General features: G+C 42.7%; 9 protein-coding genes. 3 read left to right on the forward strand and 6 right to left on the reverse strand.

The window, feature by feature from the left end; translation table 11 throughout:
* Positions 1 to 151: 151 nt before the first annotated feature.
* The 3 genes from AOT13_RS01295 to AOT13_RS01305 all read left to right on the forward strand — a co-directional run bounded on the left by AOT13_RS01295 (position 152) and on the right by AOT13_RS01305 (position 4,116).
* On the forward strand, positions 152 to 1,894 hold the full coding sequence (locus AOT13_RS01295) for a DUF6020 family protein (RefSeq protein ID WP_042384655.1): 1,743 nt from the start codon (positions 152 to 154) through the stop codon (positions 1,892 to 1,894).
* 356 nt (positions 1,895 to 2,250) lie between these two features.
* The gene (locus AOT13_RS01300; protein WP_013399940.1) at positions 2,251 to 2,910 is read left to right on the forward strand and encodes a hypothetical protein; all 660 of its coding nucleotides are present in this window, start codon (positions 2,251 to 2,253) and stop codon (positions 2,908 to 2,910) included.
* Positions 2,911 to 2,928: 18 nt separating this feature from the next.
* Entirely contained in the window at positions 2,929 to 4,116 is a 1,188-nt protein-coding gene (locus AOT13_RS01305) for an efflux RND transporter periplasmic adaptor subunit (RefSeq protein WP_042384658.1), read from the forward strand.
* Between the two features lie 195 nt (positions 4,117 to 4,311).
* Here AOT13_RS01305 and AOT13_RS01310 read toward each other — a convergent pair whose 3' ends face one another.
* The 6 genes from AOT13_RS01310 to AOT13_RS01335 form a co-directional block, all read right to left on the reverse strand.
* Positions 4,312 to 4,620, reverse strand: coding sequence for an STAS domain-containing protein (locus AOT13_RS01310; protein WP_003247904.1), 309 nt, complete (start codon positions 4,618 to 4,620; stop codon positions 4,312 to 4,314).
* A gap of 20 nt (positions 4,621 to 4,640) precedes the next feature.
* A complete protein-coding gene (locus AOT13_RS01315) occupies positions 4,641 to 6,722 on the reverse strand; it encodes a FapA family protein (protein ID WP_003247902.1) in 2,082 nt (693 codons plus the stop codon).
* A 42-nt stretch (positions 6,723 to 6,764) separates the two neighbouring features.
* Positions 6,765 to 7,595 (reverse strand): PP2C family protein-serine/threonine phosphatase, encoded by an 831-nt coding sequence (locus AOT13_RS01320; RefSeq protein ID WP_003247900.1) that lies wholly within the window; start codon positions 7,593 to 7,595, stop codon positions 6,765 to 6,767.
* On the reverse strand, positions 7,595 to 7,912 hold the full coding sequence (locus AOT13_RS01325; RefSeq protein ID WP_003247898.1) for an STAS domain-containing protein: 318 nt from the start codon (positions 7,910 to 7,912) through the stop codon (positions 7,595 to 7,597). The genes AOT13_RS01320 and AOT13_RS01325 overlap by 1 nt, the downstream gene beginning before the upstream one ends.
* 277 nt (positions 7,913 to 8,189) lie before the next feature.
* Positions 8,190 to 9,299 carry an ATP-binding protein gene (locus AOT13_RS01330; RefSeq protein ID WP_042384663.1) on the reverse strand — a complete coding sequence of 370 codons (1,110 nt, stop codon included), beginning with the start codon at positions 9,297 to 9,299 and terminating at the stop codon, positions 8,190 to 8,192.
* A gap of 801 nt (positions 9,300 to 10,100) precedes the next feature.
* On the reverse strand, positions 10,101 to 16,184 hold the full coding sequence (locus AOT13_RS01335; protein WP_042384665.1) for an S-layer homology domain-containing protein: 6,084 nt from the start codon (positions 16,182 to 16,184) through the stop codon (positions 10,101 to 10,103).
* Positions 16,185 to 16,511: the final 327 nt, after the last annotated feature.

Genomic DNA, 16,511 nt, shown 5'->3' on the forward strand with positions numbered 1-16,511 from the left:
TTTCCCTTCTTTTCTTCCGGCTTCTTTCCACTTCTCTATTATTATGTTATGCTTGTATATGGAAATTTTTCTCCATCGCACGTATACAGATCATCGTGCTTTTCATCCATTACAAGTACGTCGTGCTTCTGAAAAAGGAGAGTGCAATGTGATGTTGAAAAATGGGATTTTCAGCGCCATCGCGGCATTGGCGAGCGCCATATGTACTGTTTTATTTTTTTCTCCTATTCATTGGAACATCCTAGCAGAAGGAGGAATCTTATTTCTCCTTCTATTTGCTGCTTATTATATAGTGCTGCGCAACAAAACGCGCTTTGTTGCGCCGCTTTCGCGATCCAAACGATGGGCAGCGGGGCTGTTTATGCTATTGTTTCCACTTTTCGCCGTCATCAGCATGAAAGGCGAACAAACGCATTTGCAGCACTCCCCGCTGGCTGCGAAGTTCGTTATTTATATTGGAACTTATGTTAGTATAATTATGCTTACCTTATTCATTGTTTCACTGATTCTGTCCGTCACCCCTGACCGTCCTGATCCGGGCAAAAAATGGGGGTACATTTTTGTTTATGCCTTGCCTCCGCTTATTGTTTGGGCGTTTTATTTAATCGCCTTTTTCCCGGGCGCGATGACAGCGGATTCGATATTTCAGTGGGAACAAGCCCATACCGGAAAATTCAATGACTGGCATCCGCTCATGTACACACTTTTTATTATGCTAGTAACATCGGTATGGGACTCTCCGGCCGCAATCGGAATCGCGCAAATCATCATTATTTCGCTTGTTATTGGCTATTGCCTGTTCGAATTAGAAAAAGCAGGGGCGCCGAAATGGGCGGTTTGGGCTGTTTCCATTTTATTTGCCGTCAGCCCGATCAACGGCATTTATTCCATCACCGTCTGGAAAGATATTTTATACAGCACGTTTATTTTGCTGTTTACAACGCTAATAGGCAAACTTATTATGACAAATGGAGATTGGCTGAAGCGGTTTCCAGCTTTTATCTTTTTTACAGTCACCGCATTAGGAGTTGTTTTTTTCCGGCATAACGGATTTGTTGTCTGTTTAGCAACGCTGATCATATTATCCGCGGCGTTCCGCCATCTCTGGAAACAATGGCTTCTCGTCCTTTCGCTGGTAGTGGCCATTCATTATGCCGTCACAGGCCCTTTATTTGCCTATTTGAAAGTGACGCCGTCTGATCCAAATGAAGCGTTAAGCATTCCAACCCAGCAAATCGCCCGCGTTATCACGTATAATGGAAAAATGACCGAGCAGCAAGCCGAATATATCCATAAAATCATGCCATTAGACTTATGGAAAAAATTATACAATCCTTACTTGACTGATCCGATTAAATTTTCCCGCCACTATAATAGGCAAGCAATTTTTCCGGATCATCTTTCCACTTACTTGCAAACATGGTGGGAAATTTGCCGGCAAAATCCTCGACTCGTGATCGAGGCGATGGCCAAGCAAACTTCCCTCGTCTGGCAAATGAACGAACCGAAGGATGGATACACGTCCATGTTCGTTACCAACGTTTTTTACGGAAACAAATTCGGCTTAAAAAACGAAGTAATTTTTCAGCCAATCACTAAAACAGTCGGGACATACTTAAAATGGTCGGAAACGGCAGGCAAACCGTTTATTTGGCGTCCGGCAGTATATATGTTTTTCATCATTTTATTCACATTTATTGCCTTTTTGCGGAACGACCGGAAAGCATTGCTTCTTCCGATTGCTGTGCTTCTCAACATCGGGACCGTATTTATCGCTTTGCCGGCGCAAGATTTCCGTTACTTATATTCCAATTCCCTCGTATTCTTTATCGCGTTTTTATTTGCCTTGGTTTCGTACCGCAACGATGGCAATACGCTCTCACAAAAAAGATAAAAGCAGAGCAGCGTTACATCAAGGCAGCTGTCTGATGCCTCAGCTTACGCGGGAATCATGGCGAAAATCCTGTTACCTGTTTGCGTATGCATAACAGCTAAAACACTTTCCGCAAACAGAATATACAATCACAGCAGCAAAAAAGGAGAGTTCCGGCTAAACGGTACTCTCCTTTTCTACTATACTTTTCTGGCCTTCAGGCAAACTGCTGCTAACAAGCAGTACGCCAAGCCCCCCCAACGAGAGAAAGTGGGGCCCCTTTGCGCAAATCAAACGCACCCTCGGATAATGACAAATTCTGCATCTTTGTATACAATATGTTTATGCCTATATTGATACATATGGGGGACTTGTTGATGATGTATAAAAGCAATCCGCTTAAGGAAATTGTTCATCCGAAAACCGCGTTTGCCCAGCTCAAAGAGGCGGAACGGGTGAAACATGTGGCGATCGCCGTTCTGATTTTATTATTTGCCAGCGTTGTTCTTTCATTGCTGCGGGCGTATTTCGGCATCGGCACAGAAGAGTTGACAAAGCATCTCGGCCGATACACAAGCGAGCAATTTGCTTTCGCGCAGCTTTTATTCGCGTCTGGCCACGTGTTGGGCGGCCTATTCGTTCCTCTATTATTTTTGTTCATCTCTTCTATCATCTATTATTTGTTTTTTGAGATGGATTTCGCGAAACTATTAACGATCCAGCTGCCGGTTTTGCTCATCTTCTTGATTGAAGATATTGTTCTTTTTCCGTTACAGCTGTTTTTCGGCGTGAAAGATCTGTTTTCCCCGTTTTCCCTTGGCGTGTGGGGGCCTTACATAACGAAACATGCCTTTATATGGGCGCTGTTGCGAAACGTTTCCGTCTTTTCGGTCTGGGCGGTATCGCTGCAAATCATCGCTCTCCGCACCTTGACGGAAAAACCGGTTCAACGCATCGCAATGATCGTCATCACCGTCTACCTCTTTTTCGCTTTACTAATAACGGCGTGCACAGAATTTCCGTTCAGCGGATCATAATGAAAGGCAGGAATAGCGATGAAACGATGGAAGCGATATATATTCCTTGTCATCGTATTATGCATATGCGCGAACTTTTATATGTTGTTCCATGAACATAGTAAAATTCCAAAATCGGTTTATGTGAACGAACGGACAAAACCGGAGAAAACGACCATCAAAGAAACCGTCCGCACTGGCGGCTTCACCGCGCCGGCAGAGCGGAAATTCGTTTACTACGATCCTCAGCTCGGCGTCATTGATGAAATTCTTGTCGCCAAAGGGCAAGAAGTGCAAGCCGGCACACCGCTGATCCGCTACGCGGACGCGGACATCGATCGCGAGATTCAGCGAATTGCCCTGAAAAAAGAACAATTACATGCGCAAATCGAACAGCTTGCCAAAGATATCGATCATTATACAACACTGTCTTCTTCGGACGAAGAAGAAGACAGCATGAAAATACAGTGGGAAGAAAAAGCGAGAGAAGCGGAGCGGGAAAAAACGCTGCTCGAATGGAAAATAAAGGAATATGAGGAGCAACAAAATGAACTAACAGAGAAAAAAGACGAACTGGTCGTGGAAAGCAAAACGGCCGGCATCATCGAAGAAATCAGCTATGACAAGTCGAAACCGCTGATCACTATCGCTTCTCCTTCCGCCATCGTGCGCGGAAAAGCGAAAGAAGGGACTATCGAAAAACTCGCTATCGGGCAGGCGGCGGTTGTCCGCGTCCCGAACGAAAAAGAATCCTTTGCCGGCACGATTGCCGACATCGGCAAAATTCCGGTCAAGGAAGCGAGCTTTCAAGAAAAAAGCGAATATCCGTTTACTGTGCAGCTGAACGAACAGCCGAAACAACTTCCTTTCGGATATCACGTAAACATCACGGTCGTGACAAAAGAAAAAAGCGGGGCGATCACCATCCCTGCCGAAGCGGTATGGCGGGAAAAAACAAAATCGTTCGTCTATGTCATTCATAACGGAAAACTGGAAAAACGGAAGGTGACGCTTGGAATCGCACATGGAGAAAAACAAGAAATCGAGCAAGGTCTCCGTGAAAACGAATATATCGTATCCCATCCGGCAAAACAGATGAAACGCGGAATGGACGTCATTGTTCCATTGGATCTGGAAAAGCCAACAAAAGAAACAATCAAGCAATTATCGAAATGGGACATCGTCAAGCACTTCCTTGATGGGTTTTTCCGTTCGTTCCATAGCTGAACACCTTCCTTAAAAAAACCGGCCTCTTCCTCCGCAAACGCGGAAAAGGCCGGTTTCCGTTTATGCCGTTAAGGCACAAAGGCGAGGCACGCGGTTACAGTATTCCCGCATCAGCTTGCTGATAAAAAATGCTGGCCGGCCAGCGCCCGTCCGGATTCATGGGCGCGGCCAGCCAAATGCACCATAACGATGCTTTTATACGAAAACCTCTTCCCCTAAAATTTCTGGAAGTTGAAGGATTTCGAAAACGTTCATGACATCTTGTTGAACGTCCGATATCGTAACCTTTATCCCTTTTTCTTTCAGGCGTTGGACCATATTCATTAATAAGCCCATTCCCGTTGAATCGACAAACTGGATACCGGCAAAGTTAAGATTGACCATCCGGTATTTTTCCAGATGCGGAATCAGTTCTTCTTCGATGATCTCTGTTCCATCTATATCTAAATCCCCGACTAATTTTACCTCTAGATATTCGTCGCTTTCATGCAAAGAATATTCCATCCTATCACCTTCTCCCTCTTTTACTCGAACACAATCCGGTCATCCTGATCTAGACGCGCGGACACATAATGTCTCGTTTCTTTTAATGTATATTTCGCGTTTCCGATTTTCAGGACTGTTCCTTCCATCGCCTTATTAATTCTAATTTTTTGATCACGCGGAACGGCAATGACCGTTGATATTCCCCGTTCCGATCCTGTTTCGTTAATTTCGGCTCCCAATCCTCCATACACTTCTCCGCCGCGGACGATGCCATTGATTTTTAATGCACCGCCGGCATGAATCTTCGTATTAATGCATCCTCCCTTGCCAGTGACAAACACATCGCCGCCGCAATAAATCCGGCTATTGAGGGCGCTCGGGATAGAGATATAAGAATCCGGTTCGGCGGGAGACACACTGGCTTTATGAAGTTCTTTCATTTTTTGCGATAATTGAATCATCCATTCGAGAGAAATCACTTCATTGGTTAAAGACAAGAAAAGCTTTGTCAAAGAATCCGCGATTTCCTTCCATCCGTCATCTTCTAAATCATTTTCTCCATTTCTAACCATCTCCACGTATTTTTTGACGAATGGCGGAAAGCTCTGAAACTTTTTCTCCAGCAATATCCGGATTAATGGCTGCAGACCGCCTCTGGAAAAATCGTTAGATTTAAAAGCAGGAGATTGGAGAAGCTGGCGGATCACACCGATCATTTTTTCCATGTTTTGCTGGATAATGCCAAGCAAATTTCCCAATTCCGCCACTAACATATTATGTTTTCCCGCGGAAATTTCCGAACTGATAATATTGCTATAGGAAACGATCGCCCCGGAAGCAATAAGTGAAGCCATATTGACGGTTTGATGAACAATGATATCTCCTTTTGCTTCGACAACCATGTTTTTCTCCACTTCGCCGAATATCTCGACATCCCCTGTAAAACGGATATTGCCAGACGATAAATCGACATTCCCGGGATGAGTTAATTTGGGCATAACGGAAACCTTTACAAGACGTCCTTTTTGTTTTACTTGCGGGCGCCCGGATTCCGTCGCAACGATCTTGCCGTCGACCTCCATGATTCCTCTTCCTGCTTGGAGAACTACAGGATAAGCTGGCTCGGGCGGGATAGGTTCATTGGTGACCGTTACTCCCGGCTGGCCAGGCACAGGCGGATGAATGGTCGCGATCACTTGCCCTCTGTCAACTGATGGAATGGTCCGGATTTCCCGGTAATCGACTTTTCCATCTTCATTGGCAATCGGACCGTTGTGGGATTGTAAATCGACATTCAGTTCAATCCAGCCATTTTTGCCATCTTTGGCGCTTACGCCGGCCGCAATTTCGTAAGTGCCCGGTTCTTTCGCCTCAAGGGCTTTCACGATCTGTTCTTGACGAATAAATTGATGTGCCACTTGCAGCGATTCTAACTTTTGCATTACGTCAGCATAACTTAGCGTGTTATAAACTTCCTTATATTCTTCAACAACCAGCTCAATGTGCTGGCTTGGTTCGATATCCGGCAGTTTGCGGGTGATTTTATAACCGGGTTCCACATATAAAAACACTTTTAATTTTTTCTCGTCCATCCAAACTTTCCATTTTGTATCCTTTTTTTCGTTTTCCACTTTTATTTCGTACACATCATTTTCTGTCACAATCGTCGTTTTTTCTTTCACCAGTTCATGATTGCGGTATAATTTTACTCCTTCGCCAATCGTTACTGTCGGAAAATGAGTCGGGGACGTTTTGCAAAACAACGCTCCATTCTTAACCCACGCTTTGCCGACAAGAGCGTCCGGTTCCTTTGTGCCAATCTGATGTTCGCCTTCGTGTTCCCGCTCCGGCAAAAAGCCAGATAGTACAGCAACTTCTTCCATATTTATTTCCGAAACCGCTTGCTCGATTACATCATTTTTGTCAGGAGCCTGCTGCGCCTCAGCCGCTTCCAGCTTCGTCAGTTTCACAATCGCTGGTTTCGCGCCGATGCCTAAAAAACCTTTCGTTTCAGTCTGAATAATTTCAATACTGACCTTTTCTTTTTCCGTTCCCAATAACTTTAAGCCAAGTTCAATCGCTTCGTTAATATCTTTCCCTTTTGCAACAATACTTTGCATGGGCACCCCTCCCTTTCACTGATCATAGGGAAATTTAAGCGGTTAATATCCATTTTTTTGTCTGCTTACCTTTAAAAGGACCATCGTTATATCATCTTTTTGCGGAACGCCTTGCGTAAATTGGTGGATGGAGTCCATCACGCTTCTTTCAATTTCGCCGACACTTTTTTCATGGTTTTCCAATAATGTTTGTACCAGCCGTTCCAATTTATATTGCTCTCCATCTTTATTTTGTGCTTCCACAATCCCGTCCGTATAAAAAAATATAATATCTTGCTCATCTAATTGTATCGACATCTCTTTATACACTTGGTCAGGAAGCCCGCCCAGCATAATTCCACTGACTTTTGGCAGTTCTTTTATCGTTTTGTCCCGGCCATTAATATAAAGAGGAAGGTGATGTCCCGCACTGGCGTATGTAAAAATGCCCGTTTTCGGGTCGTAATCCGCACAAATCAGTGTCACAAATGATTTCAATGTCCGCAAATCTTCGTACAATGCCTGGTTCATAGATGTTAAGGTTTCTGCCGGACTGTCCGTGATTTCCGCCACTCTCCGGAAAGCGTCGCGAGTTAAAATCATAAGCATCGCCGCTGGGATTCCTTTTCCCATAACATCCCCGACGACAATTCGTATCTTTCCGTTCACTAAAGGATAAAAATCGTAATAATCTCCCCCAATTAATCTTGCGGGAAGGGAGGAACCGATGACCTCCCCTCCCTCAAACTCTGGGGTCTTTCCGTTTAACAGCTGCATTTGTATGTTCCGGGCCAGGTTAATTTCCCGTTGCAAAGTCTTATCCATGTTATCCATGATCTGCTGGTTGTCTATGACCCTCTCTCGCTGGGTAAAAGTCGGGCGGTACTTATACATTAGTTAACCTCTCCTTGCATAGCTTCTAAAATTTGGTACAAACCAACCGTTTCAAAAACATTATCGGTTAATTCGTCCATGCCTTGAAGTTTCAATTTGAAATGTTTTTCTTGCGATAAATAAATTGCGTTCAGAATCGTGCCAATCCCCGTGGAATCAATCAATTCCAAGTCAGACAAATCAAAAATTAGAGTTTCGATATGATCAATCTCTTTTAAATAAGAAGCTATGACATGCACCGTTGAAATATCTAAAACTCCTTTAACTTTAAGAATCAACGTTTTCCCTTTTACTTTTTTGTTCACTGTCAGCGACATAGGCATCTCCTCTCATGAAAGTTTAAATTTGTCCATACAATCAAGCGACGGGTTGGATATTTCCGATCATTCTCTTGCCTGTCCGTGCGATGCCCACGGCAAATCCGGCAATCTCTGTGGCCGCCGTTGTCTGCTCCTTCGCCATTTTCCCGTTCCTTCTGCTTTTTCGCTGATGTTTCCGCTATTTCATCTTGCTTATATAGCCCGGCGATCATTTCAGCGAAACATGGAACAAATATTCAAAAGCCAGCTCCCAGCAGCAAAATCCCGTTAAACGTTATCCGGCATTCCCCAACTGATCCCGATTCTTTTTATGGATATCAAAACTAAGAATTAAGACAGAGCCTTTTGGCGACGTAAACAATAACACGCGTTTCGCTATTGTCATCATCAGCGTAAAGCCTTGTCCCAAAGATTTTTTTGTTGAATATCCGGCTAAAAGCGTTTTTTTCGGCAAATCTTTTAAAGCAAATCCCGGTCCCTTATCCTCGATGACAAACCGTATTTCATTGTTCTTTTCGTCCTTGAGAATCGTCATCGTTCCTTCTTCTGCATGTTTTATCGCATTTGTAATAGCTTCTGATAACACTAACAGCCATCTCATGATCGTGGGTTGGCTCAATCCTTCTGATTCAAGCTTTTCTTTCGCCAGATTGCGGCAAATTGGTATATCGGAACGATCTTTCACCCTTCCTTCGCATAGCACGATTCCTTCTTTATATTTGCTTACTTCTTCTTCGGTAAGAAGCAAGAACTTCCCCTGTGTCGCAGCAAACATCACATCCCGGTAAACTTCCCATTGCCCTCCGCAACAGCAAGCGTCAATCTCTTGTTCCTCCGCCGCATCAGATGAGGAAAACAGCTCGTCCTTGAACATATCATAGGCCTTTAACATGGCGTTTTGTATATCAGGCCGAACGTCTAAACGTTTAATTTGGTACGGTATATCTTGTTTTTGTTCACTCCACTTTAACATTAGTTCACTCAAATAAAGAATACATTCGCCTTTATTTTCACTATCCGGATTTGTAAAAGATGGTTTCGATAGTGAAAGATAGAATAAAAAATCCCCTTCATCTTTATTGCAGCCGAGATACTGGCTTAATTTCTTCCCGAGAAAACCTCTTTTCGTCATAAAGCTAAGTTCCGAATAAGATAAGTCGGTCGGGAGAGATGGGGCCAAAAAACCAGATTTTTTATCAACATCTTTAAATTTATCGATTAGCCTCCTCAATGGAAGAACCCCCCGCAAGATTCCTGGAGGGGGCATGATGGGAATCTTATCGACAAACGCCCCCGGTGGTTGAGTCATTAAGGAAAGCAAATATTTCCCAATCCCTTTGCCGGAACCTGTTATGGCTACCGCCAGCCGACAATGTTTTTCCATACTTCTGCTCCTTTTCCGGACCGTAGTCTCATATAGCTCTGGCAAAACTTCAGCAGTTTTGGGTTAATCTTTTTTTGGAAAATAAGGATTTGCCATCTGTAATCTCTCCAAAAAATCCATCTTATCGAAATGAAAGAAAAATAATATCAGTAAAAAAGCTTAAAAATTTGTTTAATATACCATCTTTTTTAATATAAGTAAATTATTAATAGTTTACTGGGTCTTTTTTCATGCTGTTTTTTAATTATTTCCCCCTTATAAAATATGTCTTTCTACTTATTATATCGGCAAATTATAGGATTTTTTTATTATAAGCAAACATTTTTTTAAATAAAAAGACATAGGTCAATGTATCTAGATGTACCCTGAACAATAATATATAAAATTTTTGTATAAATTATGAATAAAAGTGCCTTTTTATGCAGCAAACAACACCGGAAACGGTGAAACATGTCTTTATCCCGATGGAACAGCATTTAACTGAGGAGGCAAGCGCCAAGAATCCTACCGTTTTTTATGCATGTGGGCGCAATCATATGCAAAATCGGAAAGGGCTGCGCACCATTTTTTTAACGGAAATTGAAATGCTGCGTGCGCGGAGACAAAGCATTCGGGCCTCCAAAAATGATGGCGTATACACTGTTTCCCAAGAAAAATCGAAAAGCCTTTCCCCGATGAAATTTCGGGAAAAGGCCCTCCATTGTCTGTTCAGCAAGCAAGTGATGGGCGCACTGTGCGTTCTCCTTTCCTATGGATCCAGTCCATCTTCTGGCAAACTTTGGCCGGCAGCAGCACACCAGTTTAATTTATATAGCCGACAAATACAAGGAAACGGTTCAAGATGGCAGCGATATGGGAACGATTCGCAAGTTCGCGCGGAGCAAATTCCCCTGTCACCCGTCCTTTCATAATGCCGGCCTGCAGCAATAACTCCACATCATCCCGGGCCCAAATGCCGATCGCATGAAAGTCTTTATAGTTTTCGATGGATGTTCCGGCATCCAGCTTCTGTTTATTATATCCAACATACTGCATCGCACGGGATATCATCGCGGCAGCCTGTTCACGGGTAACCGGTTCATAAGGCGCAAAACGTCCATCTTCTTTTCCTTTAATGATTCCTGCTTCGACTGCAGCCATTAGTTCTTCCGCAAACCATTCATCTCCCTTCACATCGGTGAAGCGTCCGTCATATTTTTTGGATGCTGCCAAGCCAAGACTGCGCGTCAACAAAACGGCTAAATGAATCCGCTTCGTATCCTCTAACGGTCCATACGTACCGTCTTTGCGGCCGTGAATAATCCATTTCGACGCCAGCTTTTCCACATCCTCTTTGTTCCAAAGTCCTTGAATATCAGAGAACGTTTGATAATGCTCTATAACGGCGTATTTGCTGTTTGTCATGCTTCTAAAAACAGCTTCATTCCCGTTAAAGTAAGTAGGTAAAGCAGTAACGGTGCCATCTTCATTCAATCTTATGACGGTCGCCCGATTCACATTTACTTTGTTTTTGAGCTTAATGGAACGTTTAATTGGTTGTGTAAATCGATTCAGTTCAATCTCTTTCTGGCCGGCTGAAATAAGCACAGTAAAATCAATAATATTCGATACAGCAGTTAATCGATGTTTTTGTAACACGCCTTCTTTATCAGAAATGTTATCGATCCGAACCGCCATTTCCATCTGATCTGCCGATGTGTTGAGTTGTTTAGCCAAATTGGAAAGATTAAACTCTTTTATCGGCAAATTGTACGTTCCATTTCCTGTCTCGACCTGAATGACAGATGGCCGGTTTTTCTTATGGAGAAGTTCTATCATATCAGATGGGAATCTCACTTCCGTTAATTCCCTGCTTTTTTCCATGTGCAGCATAATGGTGAATGTATCAAATGCTGCTTCCTTAGAAAGGAAATCTTCTATTGCCGTCTTTGTTAGCGTTGCAATGATTTTTTTGGTCCCATCTTGCATCACTTCTTCTGTGATGGACATTGCATTCTCTGGCAAAATCACTTCTCCATCCACAGGCGGTCTTTGCCCGTTCGGATTTTTGTCATCGGATGGAGGCGGATTGCTTCCATTATGATCTCCGCTGCCAGGAGGAGACATCTGCTTCGCTGTTGTAAAAGTCCAAATCGGAGAACGGGTCTTTCCTTTGAAATCATCCGTAACCGTTACATACCATCCGTATTCTTTTTCTGCCGATAGATTTTTCCATTCCGCCTCAGCAGTTTCATTGTCTTTTACTTTCGCAACTTCACCAATTTTTTGGTTGGTAAACACATCGACTGCAAATTTATCAGTTGCGACTACTTTTTCTTGAGGCGTCAAGTTCATCTCCATGACAAACTCGTCTTTTCCAGGGTATGTCGCACTGTCGTAATAATTGTATTTGTTTAAATACGGAGAGTATGTTTTCACATAAATTTTGTTTTCGACCGGATTAACGTGGAGCAGCCGCATAAATCCTTGCCCGCCTTCCGGCCCTCCTTGATAGTCAGCGAGTATTTGATATACTTTGCGGTCTGGCATGCCGTCCTTGTCATCGTCAATTTCGCTGATTAATGTCTCGCTATCATGATAATGCCCGCAAAGCACGGCAATGACGTTTTTGTTTGGAACAACCACTTTTTCATAAATTTTATCGCCGATCGGGCTTCGGTTCCCTGATACAAGCAAATATTCATGGAAGTTTAAAATCGCCATCCGGTCAGGATATTTCGCGAGCACTTCATTGATCCAGGCAATATCTTCATCATTCACTCCCCACCCCATGTAGATCATGATGAAGTCATTCCCATTAACGCTGATCAGATCATAATGTCCGCGGTTATTTTTATATGATTCGCCATAATAATCTTTTCCTTTAAAGCGTTCTTCGCCAAAATATTTGCTGTATTGGTTATAATCGCCTGTTTTATGGCCGACATCATGGTTGCCAGCCAACACGCCGTATGGAATGTTATGCTGGTCAAGGACGCTCATCGCTTCGTTCGCATTTTTCCATTGCATCTCGTCTTCCGCTTCGTCGACTAAATCACCGGTATGGAAAACATATTGAATATTTAATTCTTGTTGTTTTTCCGCGATCCATTCGGTCATTCGCTTAAAAATATGCGGATAGCTTTCCGAATAATATTGCGTATCAGACATCCAAACAAACGTGTAATCAAATTGGGTGGTCGACGCAAATTCATCCTGCACCATCACTTGAACCGTTTGGTCTTTTACATAATCCGTCCCTTTCACGGTTCCTTGCAGTGTAAAGTTTTTATCGTTTTCGGCCACTTTCCAATGCAGCGCTTCCCATTTGTTTGCAGCATAATTCCAAGCATACATCGTCACTTTCCGGCCTAAGAGAGACTTTCCTTCCCAAGTGAATTGAATTTCATCATTTGCGCTGATTTCTTTATCTAATTTCACTTGGAAACGCTGATACGGAAATTGATTGGTTGATTTCGTGACGACATATTTGGAATCGGCTTTTTCTAATTTTTTGAGTTCCTCTCCTGTGATAGCCGTTTCCCCGTTAGGAACCATCTCTTTCGGCGGTTCGCGATCAACACCGTTTTGGTAAACCGATAACTCTTTTTCCCCTGGCTGGTATTGGTATCCCTTGAAGAAAGCAACGTGCAAATCATCTTTCGTAGGATCGGAAACTTTTACCTTTAATTTTGGCGATGTCGGCACATTTTCTTCTTGATGTTTCGGCGAAATCACTTCAGGGCTGAACGGATGCTCCTCCACAGTCGAAAATGTGATTGTTTTGGATGCGGCGTTTCCGACATGATCGACTGCTTTCAGCACTAACGTATGTTTCCCTTTCGATAATTCAGCGGATGACGCCGCAAACGGCAAATCAATCGGTTTTCCGTCTAATGTTGCTTCCACTTTGCTTACTCCCGCGATTTCATCCTTCGTCTCCGCATCAATCGTAAATTCCCCTTTATATTCTTTTCCTTCTTCCACAGAAGGAGTAATCATTGGCGCGCTATTGTCGACTTTAACATTGGCCGTTACCGTGTTTTGTCCATCAGCGGCTTGGATGACGTGTGTTCCTTCCGCTTCTTTCGTTGTATCCCACGCATACGCTTTGGAATTATACTTTTCATCAGGTATCATAAACGTGAAATCAACCGTTTTTTGTGATGATGCTCCATCCCCTACCGAAATTTCCTTTTCCGGATCTGCATAGCTGGAATCGTAAAGAACTGTGCCGTCTTTTAATACTAATCTGGCATTTTTAATGTAAAAATCATCGCGGTTTTCTTCTGATTCTGTATCAAATGGCGATACTTTCGTGCCTGAACGAACAGAAATCGTCGTTCCTTTCCCTTTCTCAAAGTACTTTGGATCAATTGGGACCGTTAACGTTACATATTGATTAACCGTATCATCAAAGATGAGTAATATGTCATCGCCAATCGTTATGCCATTTTTAAAGTAAAGGTTTGTTTTCTTCACCTCTACCGCAAAATAGGCTTGATCTTCCAGCGCTGGCTTCGTTTCGGCGGTGACATTTTTCGAATCAATCCGGATCGTTGTATTTGATATGGCATCAGAACCGGCTTTAATGATAGCCGTTTTATTCAAAATGGTTCCATCTGTTACGTTTAGCCTGATTCCTTGCGGCTTTTCTTCCTGAATGATAGCTATTTGCCGTTTTTCCGTTGTAACGTCATTTGTTCCATCGGAAATGACTAAATAATATTCCATAAACGCCTTTCCGATCAGCTCCGGTGAATAAATCGTATAATGATATAAATTGTCGTTAAAGTCTTGAAGCAAATCTACCGATTTATATTTTTCCGCTTGATTGTCTTTATAAAAAAGACGGACCGTTTTGACTTGCTGGTTATCTTTTGCATCAAACAATAGCTGGACATTCTCATATTCCGATACTTGCTTTTGCGTTGTTAAATCTTCGAATGCCGGATTTTCATGATCTTCTGGAATGTTAACAGGTTGATCAGGCACTTGTACTGGCGCCACTTGCCCCGGGGTTGCACGTTCTTTGGCGCTGCTGTATTTTTTCATATTTCGAGAGCCGTCTCTTGGAAACGTGAAGAAAATTCCTTTATCCGGTGCCGTGTCCTTCACATTAAGTTCATCATTATAATATGCGGCGGCAACATCATGGCCAGTATTTGTCGCGATCACAATGCCGTTATGGTTCGTATTGGACATGCCATTCGAGCTAATTTTCACAATCGTTTCATTTTCCACCAATTGAGTTCCGTAATGTGCATTAAAATCTGCCACCGTTTTATCCGTGTTCCCCTTATTGATAATCCAAAATACCATCGTTTTTCCCGCCGGCAAAATGATGTCTTCTTTTTCCGGTCTCCATACTAAATCGGCTTCAGGGCCATCCATTGGATATCGATAGCGAATCTTATAATCTTTTAAGTTAATATCTTTGGAAGAATTGTTGTAAATCTCGATAAATTCGTAGCCGTCCAATCCGTTGACATTCGTTGAGTCCGGAACAAGCTCTGTAATCAATAACGGCGGCAATTTTTGCGCATCAAATGAGCCGCTGTCAATAGTAATTTTTTGTTCTTCAGTTTCCGCTTTTTGTATCCCGTCAAATGCTTCAATCTTATAAAATATTTCGTTTGTGAAAATGCTTTCTTTTGGAATAATCGCAGAATACGTATTGGTCTCCGCATTGCTTAATTCCATCGGAATCGACTTGTATTCGCCATTTTCTTGAAAACGGTAGGATAAGACGACACTAACCACTTTTTCGTTATCCGTCACCTTTGCTTCTATCTTAATATCTTCTTGCCATTTTCCTTTCGTTACCGGCGTATGCATAATAACAGGCGGCTGTGTATCATGGCTTACTTGAACCGGCTCAGCAGGCACTTGTCCTTCGATGATTTTCCCTGGATTTGCCGGGTTGCTTAAGCCGATTTTAACGAGCTGCTTTTGACCATTTACTACCTTATACTGAATGCCCTTGTTTTGTACGACATCTTCTTTTCCATAACGCGCGGAGGAAATTTCGTTATTGAATTTATCGGCAATAATAATGGTTCTTTCTGCCGTGTTGGCCATGCCGGCGGAGTGAATCGTGGTCATTTTGTCTTCGCTAACGTTGGATTTGTAAATATTGTTGAAATCAGCAAGTGTTTTATCTTCATTGGAACCGTTTTTAATCCATACAACCAATGACGATTGAGCTGGAATCGTTTTATTGTCGTCAAATTCCCAAATGGCATCTGCTTTATGATCCGCTGCAGGATAGCGGTAAATAATTTGATAGTCTTGCAGGGAGACAGGATGGTTGCTGTTGTTGTAAATTTCAATAAACTCGTATCCATCACTGCTTCCTGTATTCGTTGAATCAGGGACAATCTCTGTAATCAGCAATTTTGGATTTTTCTGCGGGTCATCGTTTCCTGCCGCTTGTATTGTTACTTGCACAGGTTCTTCCTTGTTAGCCGGATAGTAGGTTGTTTGTTCTCCGGATTTTGCTTCGATGTAATAAGACAGCTTCGTTCCCACATACTCAGCGGCGGAAATAGTGCCCGAATATTCATCATTATTTTCTTTTGTCAAAGTCTTTGCCTTCCACTCCAAATCAGGGGAAGTTTGATAAAACAGCGTGACCGTCGTGTTTTCATCGCCATTTTCCACTTTCGTGCGGATCGCTAAATCTTGTTGGTTGCTGATGGCTGTCACCGGAGTATGTATAAGCTGTAAACCCGCCGTATTGCTTGTTGCAGATTGCGTTTGCCGGGGTGTTATTTCTTCGTGCCCTTCCGGCGATGATTTTGCGGATGGTGCTGCCATCACGGATAGAGAAGAAGGAGAGAAAACGCTAAAAAAAGTAAAACAAATAAGCATCATCCTGATAAAAGCAAATTTAAAAAGGCGCATTTCGCTTTACCTCCATTAAATATTGCATTTTTACAATTATTTTTTTCTTTTTCGACAATTGATTATATAGGCATAAATTTAAAAAGGCATTGACAATATGTTAAATTTAGGTAAATAACAGAACGCAAGCAATTGAGAAAGGATTCTGGCGATCGCATTATATTTTTATCCCGGATTTGGCTGATTGGTTTTTATTGAACGTGCGCGCATTTTAAATCGTTCTCGCCCCTCATCTGATCTGTAGCGCCGAAAAATAACTTTCATATTGAGCAACTTAAAATTATAGTTTATTTGCATCCTTATGGAATCCATACCTCAATTTACCAA

Source organism: Parageobacillus thermoglucosidasius (assembly GCF_001295365.1).
GTDB classification, from domain to species: Bacteria; Bacillota; Bacilli; order Bacillales; family Anoxybacillaceae; genus Parageobacillus; species Parageobacillus thermoglucosidasius.